This window comes from Apilactobacillus kunkeei (assembly GCF_001308195.1).
Lineage (GTDB): Bacteria > Bacillota > Bacilli > Lactobacillales > Lactobacillaceae > Apilactobacillus > Apilactobacillus kunkeei_C.
In genome coordinates, this window is record NZ_JXDF01000011.1 from 20665 (window position 1) to 45213 (window position 24549).

Sequence of the window (24549 nt, forward strand, 5' to 3'; positions counted from 1 at the left end):
TTGTATAATTTTTGAATGAAAAATTATCAATTATAGTGTAAAATTAACTGTGAATTAAGAATATAGTTACGAATTATAGAATTTATTGTTAGGTGGAGGACTTATGGCTGAAAGATATTCTGATCCTAAATTGAAGATTTTCGCTTTAAACTCTAACATTCCTTTGGCAGAAAAAATTGCTGATCGTGTTGGTGTTGATTTAGGTGAAACATCCGTTGACAGATTTAGCGATGGCGAAATTAGAATTAACATTGAAGAAAGTATCCGTGGGGATAACTGTTATATCATTCAATCTACATCAGCTCCCGTTAATGATAATTTAATGGAATTAATGATTATGATTGATGCTCTTAGACGTGCAAGTGCTAAGACAATTAATGTGGTAATCCCATATTATGGTTACGCTAGACAAGACCGTAAGGCTCGTTCTAGAGAACCAATTACTGCAAAGCTAGTTGCTAACATGCTAGAAACTGCTGGAATTGACCGTGTAGTTGCATTGGACCTACATGCTGCTCAAATCCAAGGTTTCTTCGATGTTCCAGTTGATCACATGATGGGTGCACCATTATTAGCTGATCACTTTATTAACCACGGCTGGGACTCAAACGCAGTCGTAGTTTCACCTGACCATGGTGGTGTAGTTCGTGCCCGTGCATTGGCCGAATTCCTAAAGGCACCAATTGCCATTATCGACAAGCGTCGTCCTAAGGCAAACGTTGCTGAAATCATGAACATCATTGGTGATGTTAAAGGTAAGTCATGCTTGATGGTTGATGACATGATTGATACTGCTGGTACTATCACTTTAGGTGCTCAAGCATTGATGGATGCTGGTGCTAAAGAAGTATACGCATGTTGTACACACCCTGTATTATCAGGTCCTGCAATTGATCGTATCCAACAATCACCAATCAAGAAGCTTGTTGTTACTGATACAATTCGCTTACCAAAAGAAAAGCAAATTGATAAGATTGAACAAATCTCAGTTGCTCCATTAATTGGGGACGCAATTAAGCGTATTAACGAAGATCGTGCCGTTAGTCCATTATTCAGCAACCGTTTCAGAAGTAACGCAGAATAATGAATAAACCAAAAAGATTAGGACTGCTAATAGCGTTAGTTGGAATCGTCGTTGCTTTAATAGCAATGGTGTTTAAAGTTAGTGCTATTACGATTAGTAACTATCTATTCTTGATAGGGTTACTATTCACAGTCATTGGCTTGATTGGAGTATTATCCAAGGGACATCTTTTCACTGGATGGCGTATTTTTCACCGTAAGGGTGATGATGAACGTTTTGAAAACGAAAAGATTCCGGCCGATAAAATTGGTGGCATTAAGAATGCCAAAATCGTGGTACGTCCATTTGCACAGTTAACGTTGATAATTGGAATTATCTGGATTGCGTTTGCAATCATTATCACACTATAAAAAAAGAACTCACTTCATTGAAGTGAGTTCTTTTTGTTTATGATTAATTATTTTAAAGCAAAGTTTCTAATGGCGTATGCAACACCGTTTTCCTTATTTGTCTTAGTAACCTTGTCGGCAACTTTCTTTAAGTCGTCAGCAGCATTACCCATGGCAACACCAGTACCGGCGTAAGTAACCATGCTAATGTCGTTACCTTGATCACCGATTGCCATTACGTTTTCAGCGGTGAAGCCTAAACGAGTAGCAAGTTTGCTTAGAGCAGCACCCTTTGAAGCCTTTTGGTTAACGAATTCTAGAAATACGGGTTCACTTCTAACCATTGTTAGGTGGTCTAAGAAGTTTTCTGGAATGTTTGGAATAGCCTTATCGATGATATCTGGATCAGCGATTAGCATTGCCTTAACGATTTCAGTATCGTCAGTAATTTCTTGTGGTTCACGAACACGAATTGGCATTCTCACAAGGTAACTTTCAGCCACACTGTATGGACTTAGGTCACGGTTAGTGGTGTAGATATAGTCGGTAGTTTCGATTTGGAAGTTAGTGTTTAACTTGTGGCTTAGTTTTTCTAGTCCGACGAAGTCGTTGTAATCTAAATCAAACTTTTCAATGATGTTAGCATCTGCATCTTGTACTTGAGCACCGTTGAAAGTAATGGCGTATTCGTCATTACCAGAAATGTTTAGTTTCTTTAGGTATGGTTTAACACCAGTCAAAGGACGACCAGTACATAGAACAACTTTGACACCGCTGTTTCTGGCTTCAGTAACAGCATCGATTGTTTCTTGAGCTAAAATGTTTTCTTCGTTTAAAAGGGTACCATCGATATCGATGGCGATTAATTTGATTTCACTCATGGAGAAATCCTCCTTACTTAATTAATTCATCGTTTTTAATGTGTTTTTGAAACTCTTGATAAACTGGTTCGAATAAATCGATGTCACTATCTTTAGATAACATTTCCTTAGGGAAGAAGAAGCGTTCATCACCTAAGTGCTTACCAGTAACGGCGCTAACTAGTTGAGATATCTTTGATAGTTCAATCATTGTACCATCGTTTCTTCTAAGTTCAATTTGCGTAGCATGATGTTTTTTGTTTGGATCATAAGCATCATATGGTAAATCAAAACTGTTGTTAACGGCAGTGTAGTAAGTGGTTTCAAATCCAGCTTCTTGAATCCATTTTTGCATGGTTGGAATCAATGATTCAGTTTCATTATTGTATTCTATAGATTTAAGTGGCTTTCTGTTAATAAAACGATCAGCTAAATCAGATAGAATCTTGTCATCTGAATCAATCCAGTTAATAAAGTAGGTGTTTAGGACACCATCATCTAATTTCAAATAGTCATCGATAGTAAATTCATTCTTAAAGAATGGCATTAATAGATGTGGAGTTAGACGGTCGTTTTTATCCAATTGACTGGCCAGTTCCTTGGCTCTTTGAAGTAGGTGACTTAGGATAACTTCCATTGAACGAGATACTGGATGGAAGTATACTTGCATGTACATTTGTAAACGAGAGATGATGTAGTCTTCAACGGCATGCATTCCATTAATTTCAAAACAGATGCCACCTTCGTAAGGCCTCATCACACGCAAGATTCTGGTTAAATCAAAGTTACCGTAGTTGGCACCGGTGTTGTAGGCATCCCTTAGTAGGTAATCCATTCTATCGGCGTCACATTGACTAGAAATCATTTGGACCACTTGTTTGTTTGGATAAGTGTGGTCGATTACGCTAGCGACTTCTTTTGGAAAACTAGGACTAATCTTGCTTAATACCTGGTTAACCTCGGTCTTTTCAGAAGTGATGATTTCTTGCGTGATTGCTTCGTGGTTGGTACCAAAGATGTGTTCAAAGGTATGTGAGTAGGCACCGTGTCCGATGTCATGAAGCAAAGCTGCACATAGTGCAACTAATCTTTGAGAATCGTCCCAAAGGCCATCACCAGAAGTTTTACTAGGATAGTTTCTAAGGAAACCATCACAGATGCGGCGGGTAATTTCGTACACGCCTAAACTATGGGTAAATCTTGAATGTTCTGCACCATGGAATGTGTATGAAGCAGGACCTAATTGTTTGATACGTCTTAATCGTTGGAATTCTTTAGTATTAATCAAGTCTAAGATAACTTGGTGCTGTACGTAAATGTAGTTAAGAACCGGATCTCGAAAAACCTTTTCTCGAGGTAGTAGTTTTTCTTGGTATTCCAAATTCTTACCTCCTTACTATTTATATATAAGTTATTTATGCTTATTATAACAAAGTTTTAAATGAAATAATTAATTTTCCGACCATTAATTAATGCATTTATGGACATGTCCGTATATAATATTAGTTTGTGATATATGAAATGAGGGAAGGTGAGTCAGTGTGATGGATAAAAATGAAAATGCTCAAAAGGTTGTTGTGAACTTAAAGACAACTATTTTCCAAGATGCAGAGCGCGAAGACTTTATATTTGAAGAAGTGGGTAGCCTGGTTCAAATGAATAACGGCCTATACCTTCGCTTTACTGAACATCAAGATAATCAAGCGGTAGCAAATGTTACTTTGAAAATTAACGATGAACATGTTCAATTAACTCGCCAAACCAATGATGGACATCACTCTAGAATGATTTTTGATGAAAACAAAGATCACGACACAATTTACCAAACTGAGTATGGTCCAATAAAAATTTTGGTCAAAACAAAAGAGTTAAACTACGATTATAATGAAGATATAATGAATGGTAAGCTTGGGATTGACTATGAATTACATTCTGGCGGAATGATTGTAGGAGAATACAATCTTACATTGCAATTTTCTGCTTAAAAAGGTATGATATTAATAGTATTTTGAAAGGACGTGCACCGATTTGAAATTACAAGCCTTAGAAGGTAAAGACAAAAAAGAATTATCAATGGTCGAAGTTGCTCACGCAATTCTTTCTGAACGTGGGGAAGTAATGGCCTTTGCTGATATCGCCAACGAAATCCAAAAATACTTGGGTGATTCTGATGAAGAAATTCGTAAACGATTGGTACAGTTCTACACAGATATGAACGTTGATGGTAGTTTTATTTCTTTAGGTGATAATCTTTGGGGACTAAGAACTTGGTATCCATATGATTCAATCGATGAAGCTACAGTTCATCCTGAAGACGAAGATATCGATCGTCCTAGAAAGAAAAAGCGTCGTAAGGTTAACGCATTCTTAGCTGATGCTTCTGACGATGATGACGTTATCGATTATGATGATGATGATCCAGAAGACCAAGACGACGAATTTGAAGATGCCGATGAAGGTGTCGACGAAACCGACAAGTATCACAAAGATTTAGATGAAATTGACGAAGAGAACGATGTTGACGACGATAACATCCCTGATGGTATCGAAGGCGAATTGTCAGAATTACACGATGATGACGATGACATCGACGACGATTCTAAAGATTAATTTTTCTTAGAAATAATAATTATATTTCTTGACTATAAACCTAGAACAATGTAATATTATTTTTGGGCTCCTTACAAAAGAATTTGTAAGGACAATTGATCGATTATAGTAATCAATGACTCCCTATTCTCAATGAATAGGGAGTTTTTAATTTTTACCCTAATAGATTTTATGAGGAGTTTTTTCACATGACTAAATATGTTTTTGTTACTGGTGGGGTTGTTTCTTCACTAGGAAAAGGAATTGTTTCTGCATCACTAGGACGTTTATTAAAAAACCGTGGAATCAACATTACTATTCAAAAGTTTGATCCATACGTTAACGTCGACCCAGGTACTATGAGCCCATACCAACACGGTGAAGTGTTTGTTACTAATGATGGTACTGAAACTGACCTTGATTTAGGTCACTATGAACGTTTTATTGATAATGACTTAAATAAATACTCAAATGTAACTACTGGTAAAATTTATTCAGAAGTATTGAGAAAAGAACGCCGCGGTGACTACTTAGGTGCAACTGTTCAAGTTATTCCTCATATCACTGGTATGATTAAAGAAAAAATCATGCGTGCAGCTAAGGTATCAAACGCTGATATCGTAATTACTGAAATTGGTGGTACAGTTGGTGATATCGAATCACTACCATTCCTAGAAGCTATTCGTCAAATGAAGAGCGAAGTAGGGGATGAAAATGTATTCTACATCCACACCACTTTAATTCCTTACTTACGTGCTGCTGGCGAAATGAAGACTAAGCCAACACAACACTCAGTTAAAGAACTACGTGGTTTAGGTATTCAACCAAACCTATTAGTTGTTAGAACTGAACAAGACGTTACTGATGCGATGAAGAGAAAGATTGCTTTATTCTGTGACGTTAAGCCAGAAGCCGTTGTTGAATCAAAAGATGCTCCAACACTTTACACTGTTCCATTGATGCTAGAAGCTCAAGGTATGGATCAACAAGTTGTTGACCACTTTGGTATGGATGCTCCTAAGGCTGACATGACTGAATGGAAGGCACTAGAACAAAAAGTACAAAACTTAAAGAATGTTGTTAACATTACTTTAGTTGGTAAATACGTAAAACTAAAGGATGCTTACATTTCAATTACTGAATCATTACGTCATGCTGGTTACCCAGTTGATGCAAAGATTAACCTAAAGATGTTAAATTCAGAACTAGTTACTGAAGATAACGTTAAAGAATTACTTGGTGATGCTGACGGTATTATCGTTCCTGGTGGTTTCGGTGACCGTGGTATCGAAGGTATGATTACTGCAGTTAAGTACGCTCGTGAAAACGACGTTCCTTACCTAGGTGTATGTTTAGGTATGCAAATTGCAAGTATTGAATTTGCTCGTGATGTATTAGGTTACAAAGATGCTAACACTACTGAAATTGACCCAGAAACTCCACACAAGATTATTGACTTAATGGCTGACCAAGCTGATATCGATGGTATGGGTGGTACTCAACGTTTAGGTGCTTACCCATGTAAGCTAAAACCTGGTACTGTAACTGCTGCAGCTTACGGTAACAAGGCTGAAATTTCAGAACGTCACAGACACCGTTACGAATACAACAACGAATACAGAGAAGAAATGGAAGCTCACGGTCTAGTTATTGCCGGTACTTCTCCAGATGATCACTTGGTAGAAGTTGTTGAAATTCCTACTAACAAGTTCTTTGTTGCTGCTCAATACCACCCAGAATTCCTATCACGTCCAACTAGACCTGAAGGATTATTCAAGGCATTCGTTGCAGCTGCACACGAACAACATGAAGAAAACAACAAATAATATGTTTTACAAAAAAGGCCAGGAAATTTTCCGGCCTTTTTTGTTGTTTTTATTAAATGTATGTTTAATTTTAGCTTAAACTATTGTATTTTTAATATTTATTATTTAATATTGTTATTGTTCACTATTATATAGTGAAACTGTAAGTGAGGAATTTAAACAATGAATAAAATGATAATAAAGGGCGGCCATCGTTTATCTGGTAACGTGACCATTGGTGGAGCTAAAAATAGCACTGTTGCATTAATTCCAGCAGCTATTCTAGCCGACACACCAGTGCAATTTGACATGGTGCCAAACATCTTAGATGTACACAATCTAATGGTGATTTTGGAATCAATGAATGTCTCATCAGATTTTGCCGATGGAATATTAAACGTCGACCCAACAACAATAAATGAAAGTGCCTTACCAAGTAAGGCAATTAAAAGTTTAAGAGCATCATACTACTTCATGGGAGCACTATTAGGACGCTTTGGTCGTGCTAAGATTACTTTCCCTGGTGGAGATAACATCGGTCCTAGACCAATTGACCAACACATCAAGGCTTTTGAAGCAATGGGGGCAAAGGTTGAAAATGATGGTGATGAAATTATCATCACAACCGACGAAGATGGTTTACACGGAGCACAAATCTTTTTAGATGTTGTGTCAGTGGGGGCCACTATCAATGCTATTTTAGCTGCCGTTAAAGCAAAGGGTTCAACTGTCATCAGAAATGCTGCCAAGGAACCAGAAATTATTGATGTTGTTACATTCTTGAATAACATGGGTGCCAAGGTTAGGGGAGCCGGTACAGATGTGATCAGAATCGAAGGTGTTGAATCACTTCGTGCCAAAAATACTCACATAATTATCCCTGACCGTATCGAAGCAGGTACATATCTATCCATGGCTGCTGCATATGGTGACGGTGTGAAGATTCAAAACGTGATTCCAGAACATTTAGAATCATTCATTGCCAAGTTACAAGAAATGGGTATTGATTTACAAATTAATGAAGATAGTATCTATGTTCCAAAGACTGAAGAACTTAAGAACATCGAAATTAAGACAATGCCATATCCTGGATTTGCCACTGATTTACAACAACCAATTACGCCACTACTACTAATGGCTGCTGGTGACAGTACAATCATTGACACTATTTATCCAAAGAGAATCAAGCACATCTCCGAACTAAAGAAGATGGGTGCCAAGATTAGATACGATGAAGGTAACGGTACCATCATCGTAAGTCATACTGACGCACTTGTTGGTTCAAAGATTGAAGCAGGGGAAATTCGTGCCGGAGCATCTGAAATGATTGCCGGTTTAATGGCACAAGGAACCACTGTGATTGATAACGCAGACAACATTTTACGAGGATATGACAATATCATTGATAAGTTAACTAATCTAAATGCTGTCGTTGAATTAGTTAACGACGAAAGTTAATTTTCGTGTTGAATTAACTTCTATTTAGTGTTACTATAATCAAGTCGACTAAACGATAATCTCTGAATCAACATATGATACAGGGCAAAGGAGCGATTTATAATGAAACAAGGAATTCATCCAGAATACCGCCAAGTGGTATTCCAAGATACAAGTACTGGTTTTAAATTCATGGCTGGTTCAACTATGAACTCAGCTGAAACTATCACTATGGATGATGGTAATGAATACCCATTAGTACGTCTTGAAATTTCTTCAGATTCTCATCCATTCTACACTGGCCGTGAAAAGTTCACTCAAGCCGATGGTGCTGTGGATCGTTTCAACAAGAAATACGGTTTCAAGTAAAGATAAAAAAGGACATATCCGTTTCGGATATGTCCTTTTTTTTACATATTTAACACATAGTCAATCCATTTTGGCATTGCTTCGTTAATTTGCTCAAAAGTTAAATCAAAATTACCGGTATACCAAGGATCTGCGATTTCTTTACCTTGCAGTCCATCGATAACATCTAAGCAAAGATGAATCTTGTGGGCTTGATCCTTAGGTGCCCAGTGAATCAGGTTGTTCATGTTTTCGTAATCCATTCCAATGATTAAATCATATTTCTGGAAGTCAGATGATTCGATTTGTCTTGAATGTTGACCGTCATAGCTAATTTGCTTTTGGTCTAACAGTTTACGAACTTCTGGGTGTGGCGGATTTCCGATTTCTTCGGTACTTGTTGCAGCTGAATCAACTGCGATTTTATTTTCCAGTCCACGCTCTTTTACAATCTTTCTAAAAATGGCCTGAGCCATTGCAGAACGACAAACGTTTCCATGGCACACAAATAAGACTTTTTTCAAAGTAGTCACGTCCCCATTAATTATTATCCATTAAACATATTAACAGTGTTTTGACAATTAGTTAATAGTTTTTACAAGACCTCATTAAAAACAAAGGATTGTCTCATAATGGATTGGCAAAAACGGTTTTAAAATAATTTGTCGTTTCATGTTATAATATGTGTAACACTTATCGAACTGATGAAATGGAGATTTATTAGATATGAAAATGTCACTTACAGAAGTTGCTCGTGCAGTTTCTGCGCAAAATGATATTAGCGAATATGAAGATATTGATATTACTAGTGTTGCTTTTGATAGCAGGGAACTAACAGACGGGGCACTATTTGTGCCACTTGTTAGTCAAAACGATGGTCACGACTACATTCAAAGTGCAATTGATAATGGTGCCGTAGCAACATTCTGGCAAAAAGACCACGAAAATGCTCCAACAGATTTTCCAATTATCGTTGTAGATAATACATTAGAAGCACTACAAAGATTAAGCCAATACTACTTGGCTAAGATTAATCCTAAGGTTGTCGCAATTACTGGAAGTAATGGAAAGACTACTACCAAAGACATGGTGGCTTCAGTATTATCCACTCAATTCAACGTCACTAAGACTCATGCCAACTTCAACAACGAAATTGGAGTGCCAATGACCATTTTAGATATGGAACCAAACACCGAAGTATTGGTTGTTGAAATGGGCATGGATCGTCCAGGGCAACTAGACTTTTTGAGTCACTTAGTTGAACCAGACGTTGCAGCCATAACAATGATTGGTGAAGCCCACATTGAATTCTTTGGTACTCGTGACAAGATTGCTGATGCCAAGATGGAAATTGTCAACGGACTAAAGGAAGATGGTATTTTCGTTTATAACGGTGACGAACCACTATTAGAAAGTCGTAGTGAATCACTACCATTCAAACGTACTTTTGGTTTGACTGAAGATGATGACTTTTATGCTTACGACATTGCTGGAACAGAAGTACAAACCACATTCAAGGTTAATAAGTACTCAGATGTTGAATTCAAGATTCCAATGATTGGTGAATACAATGTTAACAACGCATTGGTTGCCATCACAATCGGTGACTTATACAGAATCAGAGAAGAAAACATTCAAAAGGCGTTGTTGAATGTCAATTTGACTAATAACCGTACTGAATGGATTGAAGGAAGTAAACACGAAATGATCCTTTCAGATGTTTATAATTCAAACCCTACTGCTGTTAAAGAAGTAGTGAATGCATTTACTCAAGAAAAGATTGATGGCCGTAAAATTGCCGTTTTAGGTGACATGTTGGAATTAGGTGATCAATCAATTCAACTACACGAATCATTAGCCGAGGTATTAGATCCAAAAGAAGTGCAAAGCGTGTACTTAATTGGTCCTGATATGAAGTACTTGTACGACAAGTTAAGCTCAGTTTATTCATCAGAAAATCTTTTCTACTTTAAGGCAGATCAATTGGATGATTTGTACGACCAATTAAATGCTGAAATTTATGAAGGTGACCAAGTACTATTGAAAGCTAGTCACGGAATTCATTTAGAAAAACTATTAGATAAACTAACAAATTAATATAGGTAATTCATTTGCTAATTTGACCCAAAAGGGTTATATTAGTCTAGTTACATTTTTTAGAACACGGAATTTTTATAATCAAGTTATTAGCGCATTAACGGGAACGGACTCTTCCTTAGCTAATGACGGTATTATATTGAATGTTTCGTTTAGGAGGAAACATATTTGAAGTTTAGAGAATTAGGTCTTTCAGAAGATCTATTAAAAGCGATTGAAGACAAGGGTTTTAAGGAAGCCACTCCAATCCAAGCAGAAACAATTCCTTTATCCCTACAAGGTAAGGATGTTTTAGGACAGGCACAAACAGGTACAGGTAAGACAGCTGCTTTTGCTCTTCCTATTATTGAACACGTTGATTTAGACAATCCAAACGTGCAAGCATTAGTTATTTCACCAACTCGTGAACTAGCTATTCAAACTCAAGGCGAAATTAGTCGTTTTGGAAAAGAAAAGGGTGTTAAAGCTGTATCAGTTTTTGGTGGTTCTGACATCAGAAGACAAATCCAAAGCTTAAAGCGTAAACCACAAGTTGTTGTGGGTACTCCTGGACGTTTATTGGATCATATCAACAGACGTACATTAAAATTAGACCATGTTAAGACATTGGTTCTAGATGAAGCCGATGACATGTTGGACATGGGATTCCTAGATGATATTGAAAGCATCGTAAAACAAGTTCCAGAAGAAAGACAAACATTGTTATTTTCTGCAACTATGCCACCACAAATCAAACGTGTTGGTGTTCAATTCATGAAGGACCCTCAACAAGTTACAATTAAGGCTAAAGAATTAACTACTGATTTAGTTGATCAATACTACATCAGAGTAAAACAATTTGAAAAGTTTGATATCATGACTAGATTCTTTGATATCCAAGCACCTAAGGTAACTATCGTATTCTGTCGTACTAAGCGTCGTGTTGATGAAGTTTCTAAGGGACTTCTACTACGCGGATACCGCGCTGCCGGAATTCATGGTGACTTAACTCAAAACCGTCGTTCACAAATCATGAAGGACTTCAAGCATGACAAGGTTGACGTTTTAGTTGCAACCGACGTTGCTGCTAGAGGTATTGATATCTCAAGTGTTACTCACGTATACAACTACGATATCCCTCAAGATTCAGAAAGTTACGTTCACAGAATTGGTCGTACCGGTCGTGCCGGACGTCATGGTGTTTCAATGACTTTTGTTGAACCAAACGAAACTAGTTACTTAAGAGACATTGAAAAGCTAACTAAGGTTAGAATGTTACCTCTTAAGCCACCTTCAGCTGATGAAGCATTGAAGGGTCAACTAGAAGTAGCTACTAAGGAAATTGGTTCATTAATCGAAAAGACTAAGATGGAACCATTCTCAGAAGCTTCTGACGAATTGTTAGAAAAATACGATGCTAAGGAATTAGTATCAGTGCTATTAAGCAAGATGACTAGAAACCAAGTTAAGGTTCACATCACTGCTGAAAAGCCACTTCCTAACAAGAACAAGCGCGGTCATGGTGGTGGATATCACCGTGGCGGTGGTAACCGTCGTGGTGGTTTCAAGCGTGGCGGTAACAGAAATGGTGGCGGAAACCGTCGTCGTTACAATGGTAATGGCGGAGGCAACCACCGTGATGATCACAAGAAGGGTAACCGTTCATCAAACCACAAGCGCCCAAACAAGTCATTTACAATTAAAAACAAAGATTAATAACAAAAAAGCTGTTGATATGAAAATTTGTCAATAGCTTTTTTTTACATAAAGAACTACAATAAAAGGAAATGCCCATTATTAATTGGAGGAAAGATTAATATGGTAGTAGGAACTCATAGAAATGCACAAATACTAATTAGTAAGAGTGCTTTATATCATAATATTAGTAACGAAAAGAAACGTTTAAAAAATAACGAATACTTATTCATGGTCGTAAAGGCCAATGGATACGGCCACGGGGCAGTCGCAGTAGCACACGAAGCGAAGAAGGCTGGCGCCGATGGTTTTTGTGTGGCCATTTTAGATGAAGCATTACAACTAAGGGATGCTGGTTTTGACGAACCAATCCTAGTGTTAGGGATTACCGATGTGAAACATGCATCATTAATGGCAGAAAAAAACATTTCAGCAACCATCTCATCCATTGATTGGTTGAGAGCAGCCGATGAACAACTAGCTCAAAAGAATCTACCAAAGCTAAATGTTCATGTCGGTTTGGATACTGGAATGGGTAGAATTGGTTTTCAAGACAAAAATTCACTTAAAGAAGCGGTCGATTTCTTGAATCAATCTAATACCTTGAACTTTGAGGGGATTTTTACACACTTCTCAACCGCTGATACACATAACGTAAAGTATTTTAATTTGCAAGTTGAACGATTTAATGATTTAATTTCAGTTATAGATACATTACCAAAATATGTACATGTGTCTAATTCAGCTACTAGCTTGTGGCATAGTGAATTTAACTGCAACATGATCAGATTTGGTGTTGCTGGTTATGGTTTAAATCCATCTGGTGGGGAACTAGACCTACCATATGAATTAAAACCAGCACTTAGTTTAACAACAGAAGTTGTCTACTGTAAGAAAATTGATGCAGGTCGTTCAGTTGGATATGGCGCGACATACACATCCAATCAACCTGAATGGATTGCCACAGTTCCAGTTGGTTATGCCGATGGAATTGTGCGAGCATTACAAGGTTTCTCACTACTAGTTAATGGCAAGTTCTGCCCAATCGTCGGTAGAGTATGCATGGATCAACTAATGATTAAACTAGATGAACCAGTGAAGCCAGGCACAAAAGTTACAATTGTGGGTCAAGACGGTAAAGAAAAGATTACTTTACAAGACATTGCGTCATATTGTGATACAATTCATTATGAAGTGGCTTGCTTACTCACTGATAGACTACCACGCATTGTGGTAGAATAACCCGTTTTAAGAGGATTAATCAATGCAATCTAAGAATCGATATGTTTATTCACTTCTAAGCACAGCTACATCAAGTAACAAAGCAGAAATATCACATCCTAGAATGAATGTTTCCATTGATACACATACTAGGATTGTGGTTAATCCATGTTTTAACGATTATTTGATAGTCCAGAATTTAATTGCTGGGTACACTGAGATGACCGATATCAATCGTGCTATTTCAAAGGAATTCACTTTTTGTGAAGCCTCAAGTGTGCATCACATTACGTTTTCAGAATTCAGATGAATTCATTATAGATAGGGGATGTTAGAATGGCTAACGTTGAAATCAAACGTGGCGACGTTTTTTATGCTGACCTATCACCAGTTGTTGGTTCCGAACAGGGTGGAATGAGACCGGTATTAATCATCCAGAACAATATCGGGAATCACTACAGTCCTACCGTGATTGTTGCCGCAATTACTGCTAGAATTTCAAAGCCAAAGATGCCTACTCACGTAGCTATTAGTGCTGATAAGACCCGAATCGAAAAAGATTCAGTTATCCTATTAGAACAAATTAGAACAATTGATAAACAACGATTACATGATCGAGTAGATCACTTAAGTGATAAGTTTATGAAACGAGTGGACGAGTCATTGAAATTAAGTATTGGTGTACAGTAAAACATACATAAAAAAAGGATGCGAATTTAATTCGCATCCTTTTTTGTTTCGATAATGTTATTTCTCGTCCGCTAAATCTTCAATTTCTGCAATTTTAAAGCCTTTACGTTCTAATGCAGCAGTGATTCGTTTTAACAATTTCTTATCTACTTCTTCGGGAAGGGTGAACATAACTCTATGTACCAATTCACCTTCTTGACCATCTAGACTGATAACACTGGCAATTGCAGTGTATTTAGTGATGATTCTAGACATTGATTCTAGATCACCACGATTACCAGGAGCTAGAACAGTTAGAACATAGCTGCCAACGTTTACGTTCCATGATTGTGAAAGCATGTCCAATAAACGAGTGTGGGTCAAGATACCGTAGAAACGATTATTATCATCCAATACAGCGATATAAGGTAAATCCTTAATCGAAAAGAAAATGTGGAAGAAGGCTGAATTAACATTGATGAACTTAGTGGCATTCTTTAATAGGGTAGTAACAGGTTGTGACATATCACCACCGTTAGATTTGTGACGGTAGATATGCATCTTGTAGATGTTACCTCTAAAGATCGTACCAGTTTCGTCTAAGATAGGAATACATCTGTAACCAGATTCTTCCAAGGTTTCAAGAGCTTGTTCTAATGAAACGTTTTCTGAAACTGTGACTAAGCTGCCTTTAGGTTTAACCAATGACTTCAATAGCATAACATAACCTCCTTTTGAATTATTAGAATTTTTCTCATAATCTAATTTTAACATAAATTGATGACTTTGTGGCGATAAATCAACAATTGCCCAAAATAAAAAGCCGGGGAGCAAAGTGCACCTCGACTTAATATCTAATCAAGTTAATCGATTATTTTAAAGCTTCCATACCTTTTTCGGCAGTTTCCTTTAAGGTCTTACCTGAAGCTTCCATCTTAGCTTTTTCTTCATCGCTTAGAGGAACTTCGATAACTTGCTTAATACCTGATGCGTTAACAACAGCTGGAGTACCGATGTAGATATCGTTTAAACCATATTCGCCGTTAACTGGAGCACCAACAGGTAGTACTGAGTTTTCGTCACGTAAGATTGCACGTGAAATTCTCATTAGGGCAGTTGCAACACCGTAGAAAGTAGCACCTTTCTTGTTGATGATTGTGTATGCCTTGTTTCTAGTTTCATCTTCTAATTGTAGTAAGTCATCTTTGCTTACGCCAGCATCTTTAGCTACGTCTAATAGAGGACGTGAACCAACAGTTGCTTCGTCAATAGCAGCAAATTCTGAGTCACCATGTTCACCCATGATGTATGCGTTAACGTCAGCAGGGTTAACACCTAACTTCTTAGCAACAGCAACTTGGAAACGAGTAGTATCCAATGAAGTACCTGAACCTACAACCTTTTCCTTTGGCCAACCTGAAAGTTTTTGAACACCGTAAGTTAAGATGTCAACTGGGTTAGCAGCAACTAAGAAAATACCCTTAAATCCTGACTTAACAACTTCAGGAACGATTGATGAAAGAATCTTTAGGTTCTTTCCAACTAGATCTAGTCTAGTTTCACCTGGTTTTTGAGGTGCACCGGCAGTGATAACAACTAAGTCAGCATCTGCACAGTCACTGTAATCACCAGCGTAAATGTTCTTAGGAGCAGTAAATACTTGAGCATCTTCTAAGTCAAGTGCGTCTCCTTCGATACGATCTCTAATAATATCAACGATGACGAATTCTTCGCCTAGTCCTTGTTGCATCATAGCAAATGCGTATGAAGAACCAACGGCACCGTCACCAACTAAAACAACTTTTTGATGTTTTAAAGCCACAATAATCATCCCTTCAAAAACATATTTAAATCTACAACTGAATTATATCATTAATTTGGAAATTAGTAATTACAAAGCGCTAAAAAAACGAATAGTTTTCTATATTTCTATAAGCGACGGGATAAATATTGGATTGCATACTATGATATAATTTACATATTAATTGAGCGAAAAAAGGAGCGGATTTTTTATGAAGATGATTGTGGGATTAGGAAACGTGGGACCACAATATAAGGAAACCAGACACAACACTGGTTTTATGGTAGTAGACGAGTTTGCCGACAAGCATGGCGTTGAATTATCAACACAAAAGATGGAAGCAAAGATTGGATCAACTAACATTAATGGTGAAAAGGTTATGTTAGTCGAGCCACTAACATTTATGAACGAATCAGGTCGTTCAGTTGGACCTTTAATGAAGTTCTTTAAGTTAGATTTAAGCGATTTAATAGTAATATATGATGATATGGATTTACCGATTGGAAAAATTAGATTGAGAAACCATGGATCAGCCGGTGGTCATAATGGAATTAAGAGTTTAATTGCCCATTTAGGCACCGACAAGTTTAACCGTATCAAGGTGGGAACAGACCACCCAACCAAAGAAAGCGTCGTTAACTATGTATTAGGTCACTTTACAGACGACCAAAAACCAGGATTAAACCAAGCAATTGACAACAGTGTTTCAGCACTAGAAGAATTTATCGATGGGGAAGAATTCAACAAGCTAGAAAACAAGTACAACTAATATTTAGAGGGGATAACTATTTTGGAATTAAGTCAATTTTTCACACAACTGCCACAATACGATGAGATTGTTAATGATTTAGCACCCAAACATCGTCAGTTAGTGACTGGTTTATCAGGTTCTGCGAAGACAATGATGATTGCAGCATTGTTCAAATCAACAAAGAAAAACTTCTTGATTGTGACTGATACTTTATCCAGATGTGATGATATTGTTGAAGATTTACAAAATGTTGTCTCCGAAGATGATGTATTAGAATTTCCAGTCGAAGAAGTTTTAGCCGCAGAAGTTGCCACCAGTTCACCTGAATACAAGGCCACTCGTGTGCAAGCTTTATCAAAACTATTAAGCGATGAACCTAAGATTATCGTAACGTCTGTTTCCGGTACTAAACGTATTTTGCCGGAACCAGGCGATTTTTCTGATGCTAAATTAACCATCTCAATCGACGATGAAGTTAATTTAGATGAACTAAGAAACAAACTATTTCAAATGGGATACACACCTGAAAAGATGGTGGCAGCACCAGGTGAATTTTCACTTCGTGGATCAATTATCGATATTTATCCATTGAATTCAGAGTATCCAGTTCGAATTGATTTATTCGATACCGATGTCGATTCGTTGAGATATTTTGACGTATCTAATCAAAGAAGTTTGGAAAATATTGAAACCATCTCAGTACTACCAGCGACTGATATGGTATTAAACGAATCACAAAGACAACAAGCAGTTGCTAATTTAACGCAACTACGTGATAAACGTTTAGCAAAACTAGATAACGATGAATTAAAGCAACGTTTAAGCGATGCGGTTTCAACCATGATTGATGATGCCAATGAAGGAATCATTGATCCGGATTGGATAATGTATGCTAAAGCGATGTATGAAAACGAAACGACCATCTTTGACTACTTGGACGATGATGGTGTCGTCTTATTCGATGACTACAGTCGTATTTTAGAAAACAGTCAACAATTAGTCGAAGAAGAACAATCGTGGGCTAATGATAAGTTTGACCATGGTGAAATTGCATCAACTGATTTGTTTAGCGTGGACTTTAGAGAACACTTCCACAAAATTAATCAGGCCGAAATTTTAATGTCATTGTTCCAAAAGGGGATTGGGAACCTTAAGTTGACCCAATTAAATGATATTAAGGTGCGTCCAATGCAAAAGTTCTTCGGACAAATGCCGCTATTGAAGACTGAAATCGATAGATGGCACAAACAGGATGACACCGTTGTAATCTTGGTGAAGGACAAGGCCAGAATGCAAAAGGTATCGCAAACATTGGCTGACTTTGAAATTGAATCGGTTCAAACCACCAGTGATAACATCTTGGAACACCAAGTCCAAGTCGTCAGTGAACGTTTGAAGAATGGGTTCGAACTACCAATTAAACAATTGGCGGTAATTACCGAATCAGAAATGTTTACGACCGTTCACAAGAAGAGACCACGTCGTCAAACCTTCTCCAATGCGGAACGAATCAAGAGTTATGCTGATTTGAAACCGGGCGACTATGTTGTTCATGCTAACCACGGGATTGGTAAGTATGAAGGGATGAAGACCATGGAAGTCGACGGTAAGCACCAAGACTACATGACCATCGCTTACCAAAAGAACGCGAAGTTGTTCATTCCGGTGACGCAATTAAACTTAATTCAAAAGTACGTTTCATCCGAAGACAAACACCCACGTGTTAACAAATTGGGTGGCAGTGAATGGCAAAAGACGAAGTCAAAGGTCCAAGGAAAGATTGAAGATATCGCCGATGACCTAATTGACTTATACGCTAAGCGTTCCAACCAGGTTGGATATGCCTTCCCAGAAGATGACGAATACCAAGAAGAGTTTGAAGGAGCATTCCCATACCAACCAACCCCTGATCAGGTGAAGAGTTCCGAAGAAATTAAAAAGGATATGGAACAACCACATCCAATGGACCGTTTGCTGGTTGGGGATGTTGGTTACGGTAAGACCGAAGTAGCATTACACGCAGCCTTTAAGGCGGTCGAAGCTGGTAAACAGGTTGCTTTTTTGGTACCAACTACCGTATTGGCACAACAACACTACGAAACAATGGTGAACCGTTTTGAAGGCTTCCCAGTATCAGTAGCCGTGCTATCTCGTTTCAGAACCAAGAAGCAGGTCGAAGAGACCAAAAAAGGTTTACTAGATGGGTCAATCGATATCGTTGTCGGAACCCATCGTTTGCTATCTGATGACATCAAGTTCGCCGACTTAGGATTATTGATGGTCGATGAGGAACAACGATTTGGTGTTAAGCACAAGGAAAAGATTAAGCAACTAAAATCTAATGTTGATGTTTTGACACTAACTGCAACCCCAATTCCTCGAACTTTGAACATGTCGATGATGGGAGTTCGTGACCTATCAGTTATCGAAACTCCACCAGCAAACCGTTACCCAATTCAAACATACGTAATGGAAGAAAATGCCGGCGCAATCCGTGAGGGGATTACCCGTGAAATGCATCGGGGAGGCCAAGTCTTCTTCATGCACAACCGTGTTTCAGACATTGAAGACACCGTCATGAAGTTACAAACATTGGTACCGGATGCTAGAATTGCTTATATTCACGGTCAAATGACCGAAAATCAATTGGAAACCATCCTATATGATTTCGTTAACGGTGAATACGATGTGTTAGTAACCACAACAATCATCGAAACCGGGGTCGACATTCCAAACGCCAATACGTTATTTGTCGAAGATGCCGATCACATGGGACTATCCCAGTTGTACCAAATTCGTGGAAGAATTGGTCGTTCCAACCGTGTCGCTTATGCGTACTTTATGTATAAACCAAACAAGGTGTTGACCGAAGTATCCGAAAACCGTTTGGAAGCCATTAGGGACTTTACCGAACTAGGTTCTGGTTTCAAGATTGCCATGCGTGACTTATCACTTCGTGGTGCCGGGAACCTATTAGGTAAGCAACAATCTGGATTTGTCGATTCTGTTGGTTATGATATGTATACTCAAATGTTGGCGGATGCGGTGGCAACTAAACGTGGTCGTCGTGCTGAACAAAGAGTTGACACAACCGTCGAAATGGACGTGGAAGCATACTTGCCTAGCGAATATATTCAAGATGAAAAGCAAAAGATTGAATTGTATAAACGAATTAGACAAATGCAAAACGATGATCAATATCGTGAACTACAGTCTGATTTAATTGACCGTTTCGGTGATTATCCAACCGCGGTTGAAAACCTTTTAACAATCAGTCGCATTAAGATGTACGCCGACTCATCGTTAATTGAAAAGATTAGACAAACACCAAAACAAATCACAGTCACTCTATCAACGATTGGAACTCAATTCTATGACAGCAAGCAAGTGCTAAAGGCAATTGCACAAACTGAATTCAGATCAATGGTTGGTACTGCTAACGGCAAGATGCAAATTACCTTAATCATTCAACCTAATATGGATGAACAAAAGTGGTTAGGTGAATTGAGTAAGTTTGTCGAAGCATTGGATAAAGAACACACAGGAAACTTAACAAATGAAAAATGACAATAAACTATCAGTGATAATGAAGGGTGCGATGATTTTATCAATCGCCTCTTTGATTAGTAAGGTTTTAAGTGCCGTTTATCGTGTACCATTTCAAAACTTGGTGGGAAACATTGGATTCTACGTTTTCCAACAGGTTTATCCAATCTATGGAATTGGGATGGTATTAGCTTTAAGTGGGATGCCAATTATTATTTCACGTGTTATCGCTGAACAGGAAACAACATTGCAGAAAAAAGCCCTTTTAAGACAGCTGTTTATCATGCTTTCAATCTTTGGTGGTTTGATATTTATCATCTTCCAGATTAAGGCAACATCGATTGCTGCTCTAATGGGTGACATCAGATTAGATAGTTTGATTCGCGCAGTCAGCTGGATGTTTTTAATGATGCCAATACTGGCCTGTTTAAGAGGGTACTTCCAAGCAACCTTGATTATGAAACCAACCGCTTATTCGCAGGTCGTAGAACAGGTGATTCGAGTTGGGTTAATCATTGCAGCCGCATACGTTGGCGTTAGACACCACGTGGATCCATACACAATTGGAACCTATGCGATGGTGGCAACACCGGTAGCTGAAATTTTCTCTGTAGCTATCCTAATTCGATATTATGCGGTGGATATTAAACGACTACCTAGTCAAAAGGTGATGTCGTATCAATCATTATTGAAGCGATTATTGTTTGAAGGTGGCACAATCTGCATGCTTTCATCTTTAACGGTATTAATGCAATTAGTCGATTCGTTTACCGTCCGAAAAGGATTGTTATTAAACGGATTGAACTTGATTGATTCACAGGCTGTCAAAGGAATTTACGATCGTGGCCAACCACTGGTTCAATTAGGTTTGGTAATTGCGACATCGTTTGCTTCTGCCATCTTGCCATCATTAAGTTTGGCCTATTCCAAGAAACAAATGAAGTCGTTTCATAACCTAGCATCTGAAATGCTTAGGGTTAGCATGTTTATGACCGTAGGTGTTGCAGTAGGGATGATTAGCTTGATGCCACTAATTAACCGCTTGCTATTTAACAGTGGTCAACAAAACACCACAATTAGTATTTTTATGATTAGTGTGGTTTTAACAACGATGATTACGATTTATAGTAGTATTTTGCAGAGTGCAAATCACTTTAAAATTACCATTATCGCGATTATATTAGGGTTAGCCTCTAAGATATTGATTACTAAAGAAATGGTTGCCCATATAGGAATAGCTGGTGCAAGTATCTCCACCGTAATTAGTTTGTTATTAATGCTAATCGTGGAAGTTAAGTTCGCACCAACTGACATCGTTAAAATTGAACATAAGTGGAGCTTCTTATGGAAGTTAACATTGATTGCTTTGGTGATATTGGTCATCGAAATGGTCTTGATGAACCTATTTGGATCAATTCACTTGGTTCACAGTCAAAGATTAAGTGCCATCATCTCACTATGTTTCTTAGTTCCAATCGGGGCATCCGTCTTCGGTGTCTTAGCAATTAAGTGGAAACTATTAACATATCAAGAATGGCAATCAGTGCCAGTAGTAAATAAGTTTATAGATAGGTGGATGTCGAAATGAGATTAGACAAGTTTTTAAAGATTTCAAGAATTATCAAAAGAAGAACAGTAGCAAAGGATATTGCTGATCAAGGTCGTATTACCATTAATGACCGTGTGGCAAAATCATCATCAGACGTTAAGTCAAACGATAAACTAGTGATTAAGTTTGGTAACAAGACATTAACTGTTCAAGTTAACCAATTGTTCGAAACCACTAAAAAGGCTGATGCAGATAGAATGTACACAGTTTTGGATGAACAATACGAAAGAGATTTCAACGCCGAATAATTAAAATTTAGTTACAAAATTAATTATCTATTTATTTTTTTTAAGAATCATCTATACTATTAAGTAGCAAATTGAGGAGGGGATACCATGGATGTTGATAAGGTTCATCAATTGAATAATCAATACACGAAGATCAAGCAATCTCGACATCAAGAAATTTTACGCAGTCGAAAAAAACGTGGAATTATCCTGGTAAGCTTCTTCCTCGTCGTTATCTTAATGTTGGTTGCACAAATCTTTATAACTAAATCTAAGATTAGCAACGTTTCTGAACAACAATTTCAAACCAAGAAGGAACTTAAGAAGAGTAAAATTGATAATCAAAAGCTAAAGCAAAATATTAAGCAGTTACATGACAAGGACTACATCCAAAAAGTAATTCGTGAAAAATACTATTACACCAAGCCAGGAGAGACGGTTTACAGTCTTCCAGGGGATGTTTCAAAGGATGTAACTCAAAATTAAAATGGTATGAAAAAATACCATTTTTTTTATACAATTATCATTTAAATGGTGCTATACTAAAGTTACTAATCATTATTAGGAGGACAAATTTTTTTATGGCAATTGAAGTTGGAGCAAAAGTTTCCGGCAAAGTATCAGGAATCACTAATTTTGGTGCTTTTGTTGATCTAGGCGAACACAAAACAGGATTGGTTCACATTAGTGAAATTTCTGATGGCTATATCAAAGATATCAAAGATGTATTAAAAGTTGGCGATGACGTTAAAGTTAAGGTTCTAAGTGTTGGTGACGATGGTAAGATTGCTTTATCAATCAGAAAAGCAGTTGATAAGCCTGCCGAACCACAAAGAAGAGAACAACCAAAGATGGCCCATGGACATTCAAATCATGGTAAGTTTGGTGATAACCGTCATCACAATGATAACCATAAAAATAACAAGGCTAGTTTCGATGACTTAATGGACAGTTTCCTAAAGGAAAGTGAAAGCAGACTAGCTACAATCAAGAAAAATACTGAAGGTAAGCGTGGAGGCCGTGGCGGTCGCCGTAGTTAACCAAATAAAAAATGATTGGGGTAGATTACCTTAATCATTTTATTTTTACCAAAAATGTGACTAAAAGGGGACGGTATTAATGCCGGAACAAAATATTACCCAGCAAAAATTTAATCGATTGATTGAGAGTAAGGATTGGTTTAACCAGTCAGATTCTGTGGTTATCGCAGTATCTGCAGGCGTTGATTCAATGGCGTTACTTAACCTAATGATGAACTTGCCCAAAAAGAATCGACCTGAATTGATTGTTGCTCACGTTAATCACCATTTACGAGCACAGAGCGCAGAGGAAGAACAATATATCAGAGATTTCTGTCAAAGCCACAACATCAAAATTGAAGTTGGTAATTGGGAAGAACAGTTCCATCCAAGTAATGGAATTGAGATGGCAGCCAGAAAATATAGGTATGACTTTTTTTCAAAGGTCGTCAAAGACAATAATTCACGTATATTATTAACAGCACATCATGCTAATGACCAAGCTGAGACGGTCTTAATGCGACTAATTCGTGGAGCGTTTGTAAAGGATCTAGTCGGGATTAAGGAAAGTCGTAAGTTTAATGATGGTCGATTGATTCGTCCACTACTAGGGTTTAGCAAGAAAGAACTAACTCAATACATGCAAACCCTATCAATTAAATGGTATGAAGATGACACTAATCAAAAACTAGATGTCACTAGAAACAGAATTAGGCATCGATTGATTCCGTTTGTTGAAGAAGAAAACAGTCGTGGAATTGAACATGTGAATGACTTTTCACACCAACTGAACTCAATGAAGAAACAAAATGATTTCTTCTTTGAGAAGTTAACAAAAGATATTGGTGTTGATACCAATACTTTTGAGTTAAGTGCATTCTTGGAATTGCCTGACTACGTTCAAGCCGGATTGATTGATTATTTAATTGATCAATATGTGGTTGATGGTATAAACGTCGATATCGTACATCAGGTGACCTCACTACTTAATAATGATGAAAAGCCACAGGGTGTTGTTGAGTTATCGAATGATTTGAGCATAAAAAAGGAATATAATAAATTTTTATTCGAAAATATCAATCAAAACCAAATAACTGGATTTAAAAACGATTATTTTGTGGTAACATTGAATAAATGGTATTTCGAAGATGATATCCAGTGGATGATTACGGATCATTTTGATGTTTCAGATGACGAAGCGAAACGAGTTTCTCGTTTTAATCTATTGGATTCAGAATTCCCATTGATTGTACAAAAGACGCAAAATCGTGATAGAATAACGCTTAAAAATGGTGGCCATCAAACGGCTAAGCGACTGTTTATTAACAAGAAGATACCTGTTGATAAGAGGCAATCTGCCAAGAGCTTGATGACTGATCAGGGAAGGCTATTAGCCGTTTTAGGCTACAGTGAATCTGTATCTATCGATAACTCTAAAGCTAGAGTTTATACATTAATCATTAAATAAAGTATGTGGAAGGAG

General features: G+C 37.5%; 23 protein-coding genes. 18 read left to right on the top strand and 5 right to left on the bottom strand.

What is annotated here, in order from left to right:
* The first annotated feature begins 103 nt into the window (after positions 1-103).
* The gene (locus RZ78_RS01575) at positions 104-1084 is read left to right on the top strand and encodes a ribose-phosphate diphosphokinase (protein ID WP_034532467.1); all 981 of its coding nucleotides are present in this window, start codon (positions 104-106) and stop codon (positions 1082-1084) included.
* Positions 1084-1434, top strand: a complete 351-nt coding sequence (locus tag RZ78_RS01580) for a DUF3899 domain-containing protein (RefSeq protein WP_054607920.1) — start codon at positions 1084-1086, stop codon at positions 1432-1434. The genes RZ78_RS01575 and RZ78_RS01580 overlap by 1 nt, the downstream gene beginning before the upstream one ends.
* Before the next feature lie 47 nt (positions 1435-1481).
* Here RZ78_RS01580 and yidA read toward each other — a convergent pair whose 3' ends face one another.
* On the bottom strand, positions 1482-2294 hold the full coding sequence (gene yidA, locus RZ78_RS01585; protein WP_054607921.1) for a sugar-phosphatase: 813 nt from the start codon (positions 2292-2294) through the stop codon (positions 1482-1484).
* A 13-nt stretch (positions 2295-2307) separates the two neighbouring features.
* On the bottom strand, positions 2308-3654 hold the full coding sequence (locus RZ78_RS01590) for an HD domain-containing protein (RefSeq protein ID WP_054607922.1): 1347 nt from the start codon (positions 3652-3654) through the stop codon (positions 2308-2310).
* A gap of 163 nt (positions 3655-3817) precedes the next feature.
* On the opposite strand from RZ78_RS01590, the gene RZ78_RS01595 reads away from it, so the two are divergent.
* The 5 genes from RZ78_RS01595 to RZ78_RS01615 all read left to right on the top strand — a co-directional run bounded on the left by RZ78_RS01595 (position 3818) and on the right by RZ78_RS01615 (position 8473).
* Positions 3818-4258, top strand: a complete 441-nt coding sequence (locus RZ78_RS01595; protein ID WP_054607923.1) for a DUF1934 domain-containing protein — start codon at positions 3818-3820, stop codon at positions 4256-4258.
* Between the two features lie 43 nt (positions 4259-4301).
* Positions 4302-4883: a DNA-directed RNA polymerase subunit delta gene (gene rpoE / locus RZ78_RS01600; RefSeq protein ID WP_034532470.1), complete on the top strand. Its 582-nt coding sequence runs from the start codon at positions 4302-4304 to the stop codon at positions 4881-4883.
* Positions 4884-5071: 188 nt separating this feature from the next.
* The gene (locus tag RZ78_RS01605; protein ID WP_054449707.1) at positions 5072-6688 is read left to right on the top strand and encodes a CTP synthase; all 1617 of its coding nucleotides are present in this window, start codon (positions 5072-5074) and stop codon (positions 6686-6688) included.
* A 162-nt stretch (positions 6689-6850) separates the two neighbouring features.
* A complete protein-coding gene (locus RZ78_RS01610; protein WP_054449708.1) occupies positions 6851-8125 on the top strand; it encodes a UDP-N-acetylglucosamine 1-carboxyvinyltransferase in 1275 nt (424 codons plus the stop codon).
* Between the two features lie 102 nt (positions 8126-8227).
* Positions 8228-8473, top strand: a complete 246-nt coding sequence (locus RZ78_RS01615; RefSeq protein ID WP_053791508.1) for a type B 50S ribosomal protein L31 — start codon at positions 8228-8230, stop codon at positions 8471-8473.
* A gap of 41 nt (positions 8474-8514) precedes the next feature.
* Here RZ78_RS01615 and RZ78_RS01620 read toward each other — a convergent pair whose 3' ends face one another.
* On the bottom strand, positions 8515-8976 hold the full coding sequence (locus RZ78_RS01620; RefSeq protein WP_054607924.1) for a low molecular weight protein-tyrosine-phosphatase: 462 nt from the start codon (positions 8974-8976) through the stop codon (positions 8515-8517).
* Between the two features lie 202 nt (positions 8977-9178).
* Between RZ78_RS01620 and RZ78_RS01625 the strand changes: the two genes are divergently transcribed.
* From RZ78_RS01625 to RZ78_RS01645, 4 genes are all read left to right on the top strand, one after another.
* Complete coding sequence (locus tag RZ78_RS01625; protein ID WP_054607925.1) at positions 9179-10549, top strand: UDP-N-acetylmuramoyl-tripeptide--D-alanyl-D-alanine ligase; 1371 nt, start codon at positions 9179-9181, stop codon at positions 10547-10549.
* Between the two features lie 168 nt (positions 10550-10717).
* Positions 10718-12244, top strand: coding sequence for a DEAD/DEAH box helicase (locus RZ78_RS01630; RefSeq protein WP_034532475.1), 1527 nt, complete (start codon positions 10718-10720; stop codon positions 12242-12244).
* Positions 12245-12346: 102 nt separating this feature from the next.
* Entirely contained in the window at positions 12347-13465 is a 1119-nt protein-coding gene (gene alr / locus RZ78_RS01635; RefSeq protein WP_054607926.1) for an alanine racemase, read from the top strand.
* Positions 13466-13780: 315 nt separating this feature from the next.
* Complete coding sequence (locus tag RZ78_RS01645; protein WP_034532478.1) at positions 13781-14134, top strand: type II toxin-antitoxin system PemK/MazF family toxin; 354 nt, start codon at positions 13781-13783, stop codon at positions 14132-14134.
* Positions 14135-14191: 57 nt separating this feature from the next.
* On the opposite strand, the gene cbpA is transcribed toward RZ78_RS01645, so the two are convergent.
* Complete coding sequence (gene cbpA, locus RZ78_RS01650) at positions 14192-14833, bottom strand: cyclic di-AMP binding protein CbpA (protein ID WP_054607928.1); 642 nt, start codon at positions 14831-14833, stop codon at positions 14192-14194.
* 151 nt (positions 14834-14984) lie between these two features.
* On the bottom strand, positions 14985-15935 hold the full coding sequence (locus RZ78_RS01655) for an L-lactate dehydrogenase (RefSeq protein WP_053791515.1): 951 nt from the start codon (positions 15933-15935) through the stop codon (positions 14985-14987).
* Positions 15936-16125: 190 nt separating this feature from the next.
* On the opposite strand from RZ78_RS01655, the gene pth reads away from it, so the two are divergent.
* The 7 genes from pth to tilS all read left to right on the top strand — a co-directional run bounded on the left by pth (position 16126) and on the right by tilS (position 24534).
* On the top strand, positions 16126-16683 hold the full coding sequence (gene pth / locus RZ78_RS01660; RefSeq protein WP_034532481.1) for an aminoacyl-tRNA hydrolase: 558 nt from the start codon (positions 16126-16128) through the stop codon (positions 16681-16683).
* A gap of 18 nt (positions 16684-16701) precedes the next feature.
* A complete protein-coding gene (gene mfd / locus RZ78_RS01665; RefSeq protein WP_424580124.1) occupies positions 16702-20232 on the top strand; it encodes a transcription-repair coupling factor in 3531 nt (1176 codons plus the stop codon).
* A complete protein-coding gene (locus RZ78_RS01670) occupies positions 20222-21799 on the top strand; it encodes a putative polysaccharide biosynthesis protein (protein WP_054607929.1) in 1578 nt (525 codons plus the stop codon). The genes mfd and RZ78_RS01670 overlap by 11 nt, the downstream gene beginning before the upstream one ends.
* On the top strand, positions 21796-22068 hold the full coding sequence (locus RZ78_RS01675; protein WP_041152425.1) for an RNA-binding S4 domain-containing protein: 273 nt from the start codon (positions 21796-21798) through the stop codon (positions 22066-22068). Before RZ78_RS01670 ends, RZ78_RS01675 begins: the two co-directional genes overlap by 4 nt.
* 87 nt (positions 22069-22155) lie before the next feature.
* On the top strand, positions 22156-22533 hold the full coding sequence (locus RZ78_RS01680) for an FtsB family cell division protein (RefSeq protein ID WP_054607930.1): 378 nt from the start codon (positions 22156-22158) through the stop codon (positions 22531-22533).
* Positions 22534-22628: 95 nt separating this feature from the next.
* A complete protein-coding gene (locus RZ78_RS01685; RefSeq protein WP_041152424.1) occupies positions 22629-23087 on the top strand; it encodes a S1 domain-containing RNA-binding protein in 459 nt (152 codons plus the stop codon).
* A gap of 79 nt (positions 23088-23166) precedes the next feature.
* Complete coding sequence (tilS, locus tag RZ78_RS01690) at positions 23167-24534, top strand: tRNA lysidine(34) synthetase TilS (protein WP_054607931.1); 1368 nt, start codon at positions 23167-23169, stop codon at positions 24532-24534.
* Positions 24535-24549 lie beyond the last annotated feature (15 nt).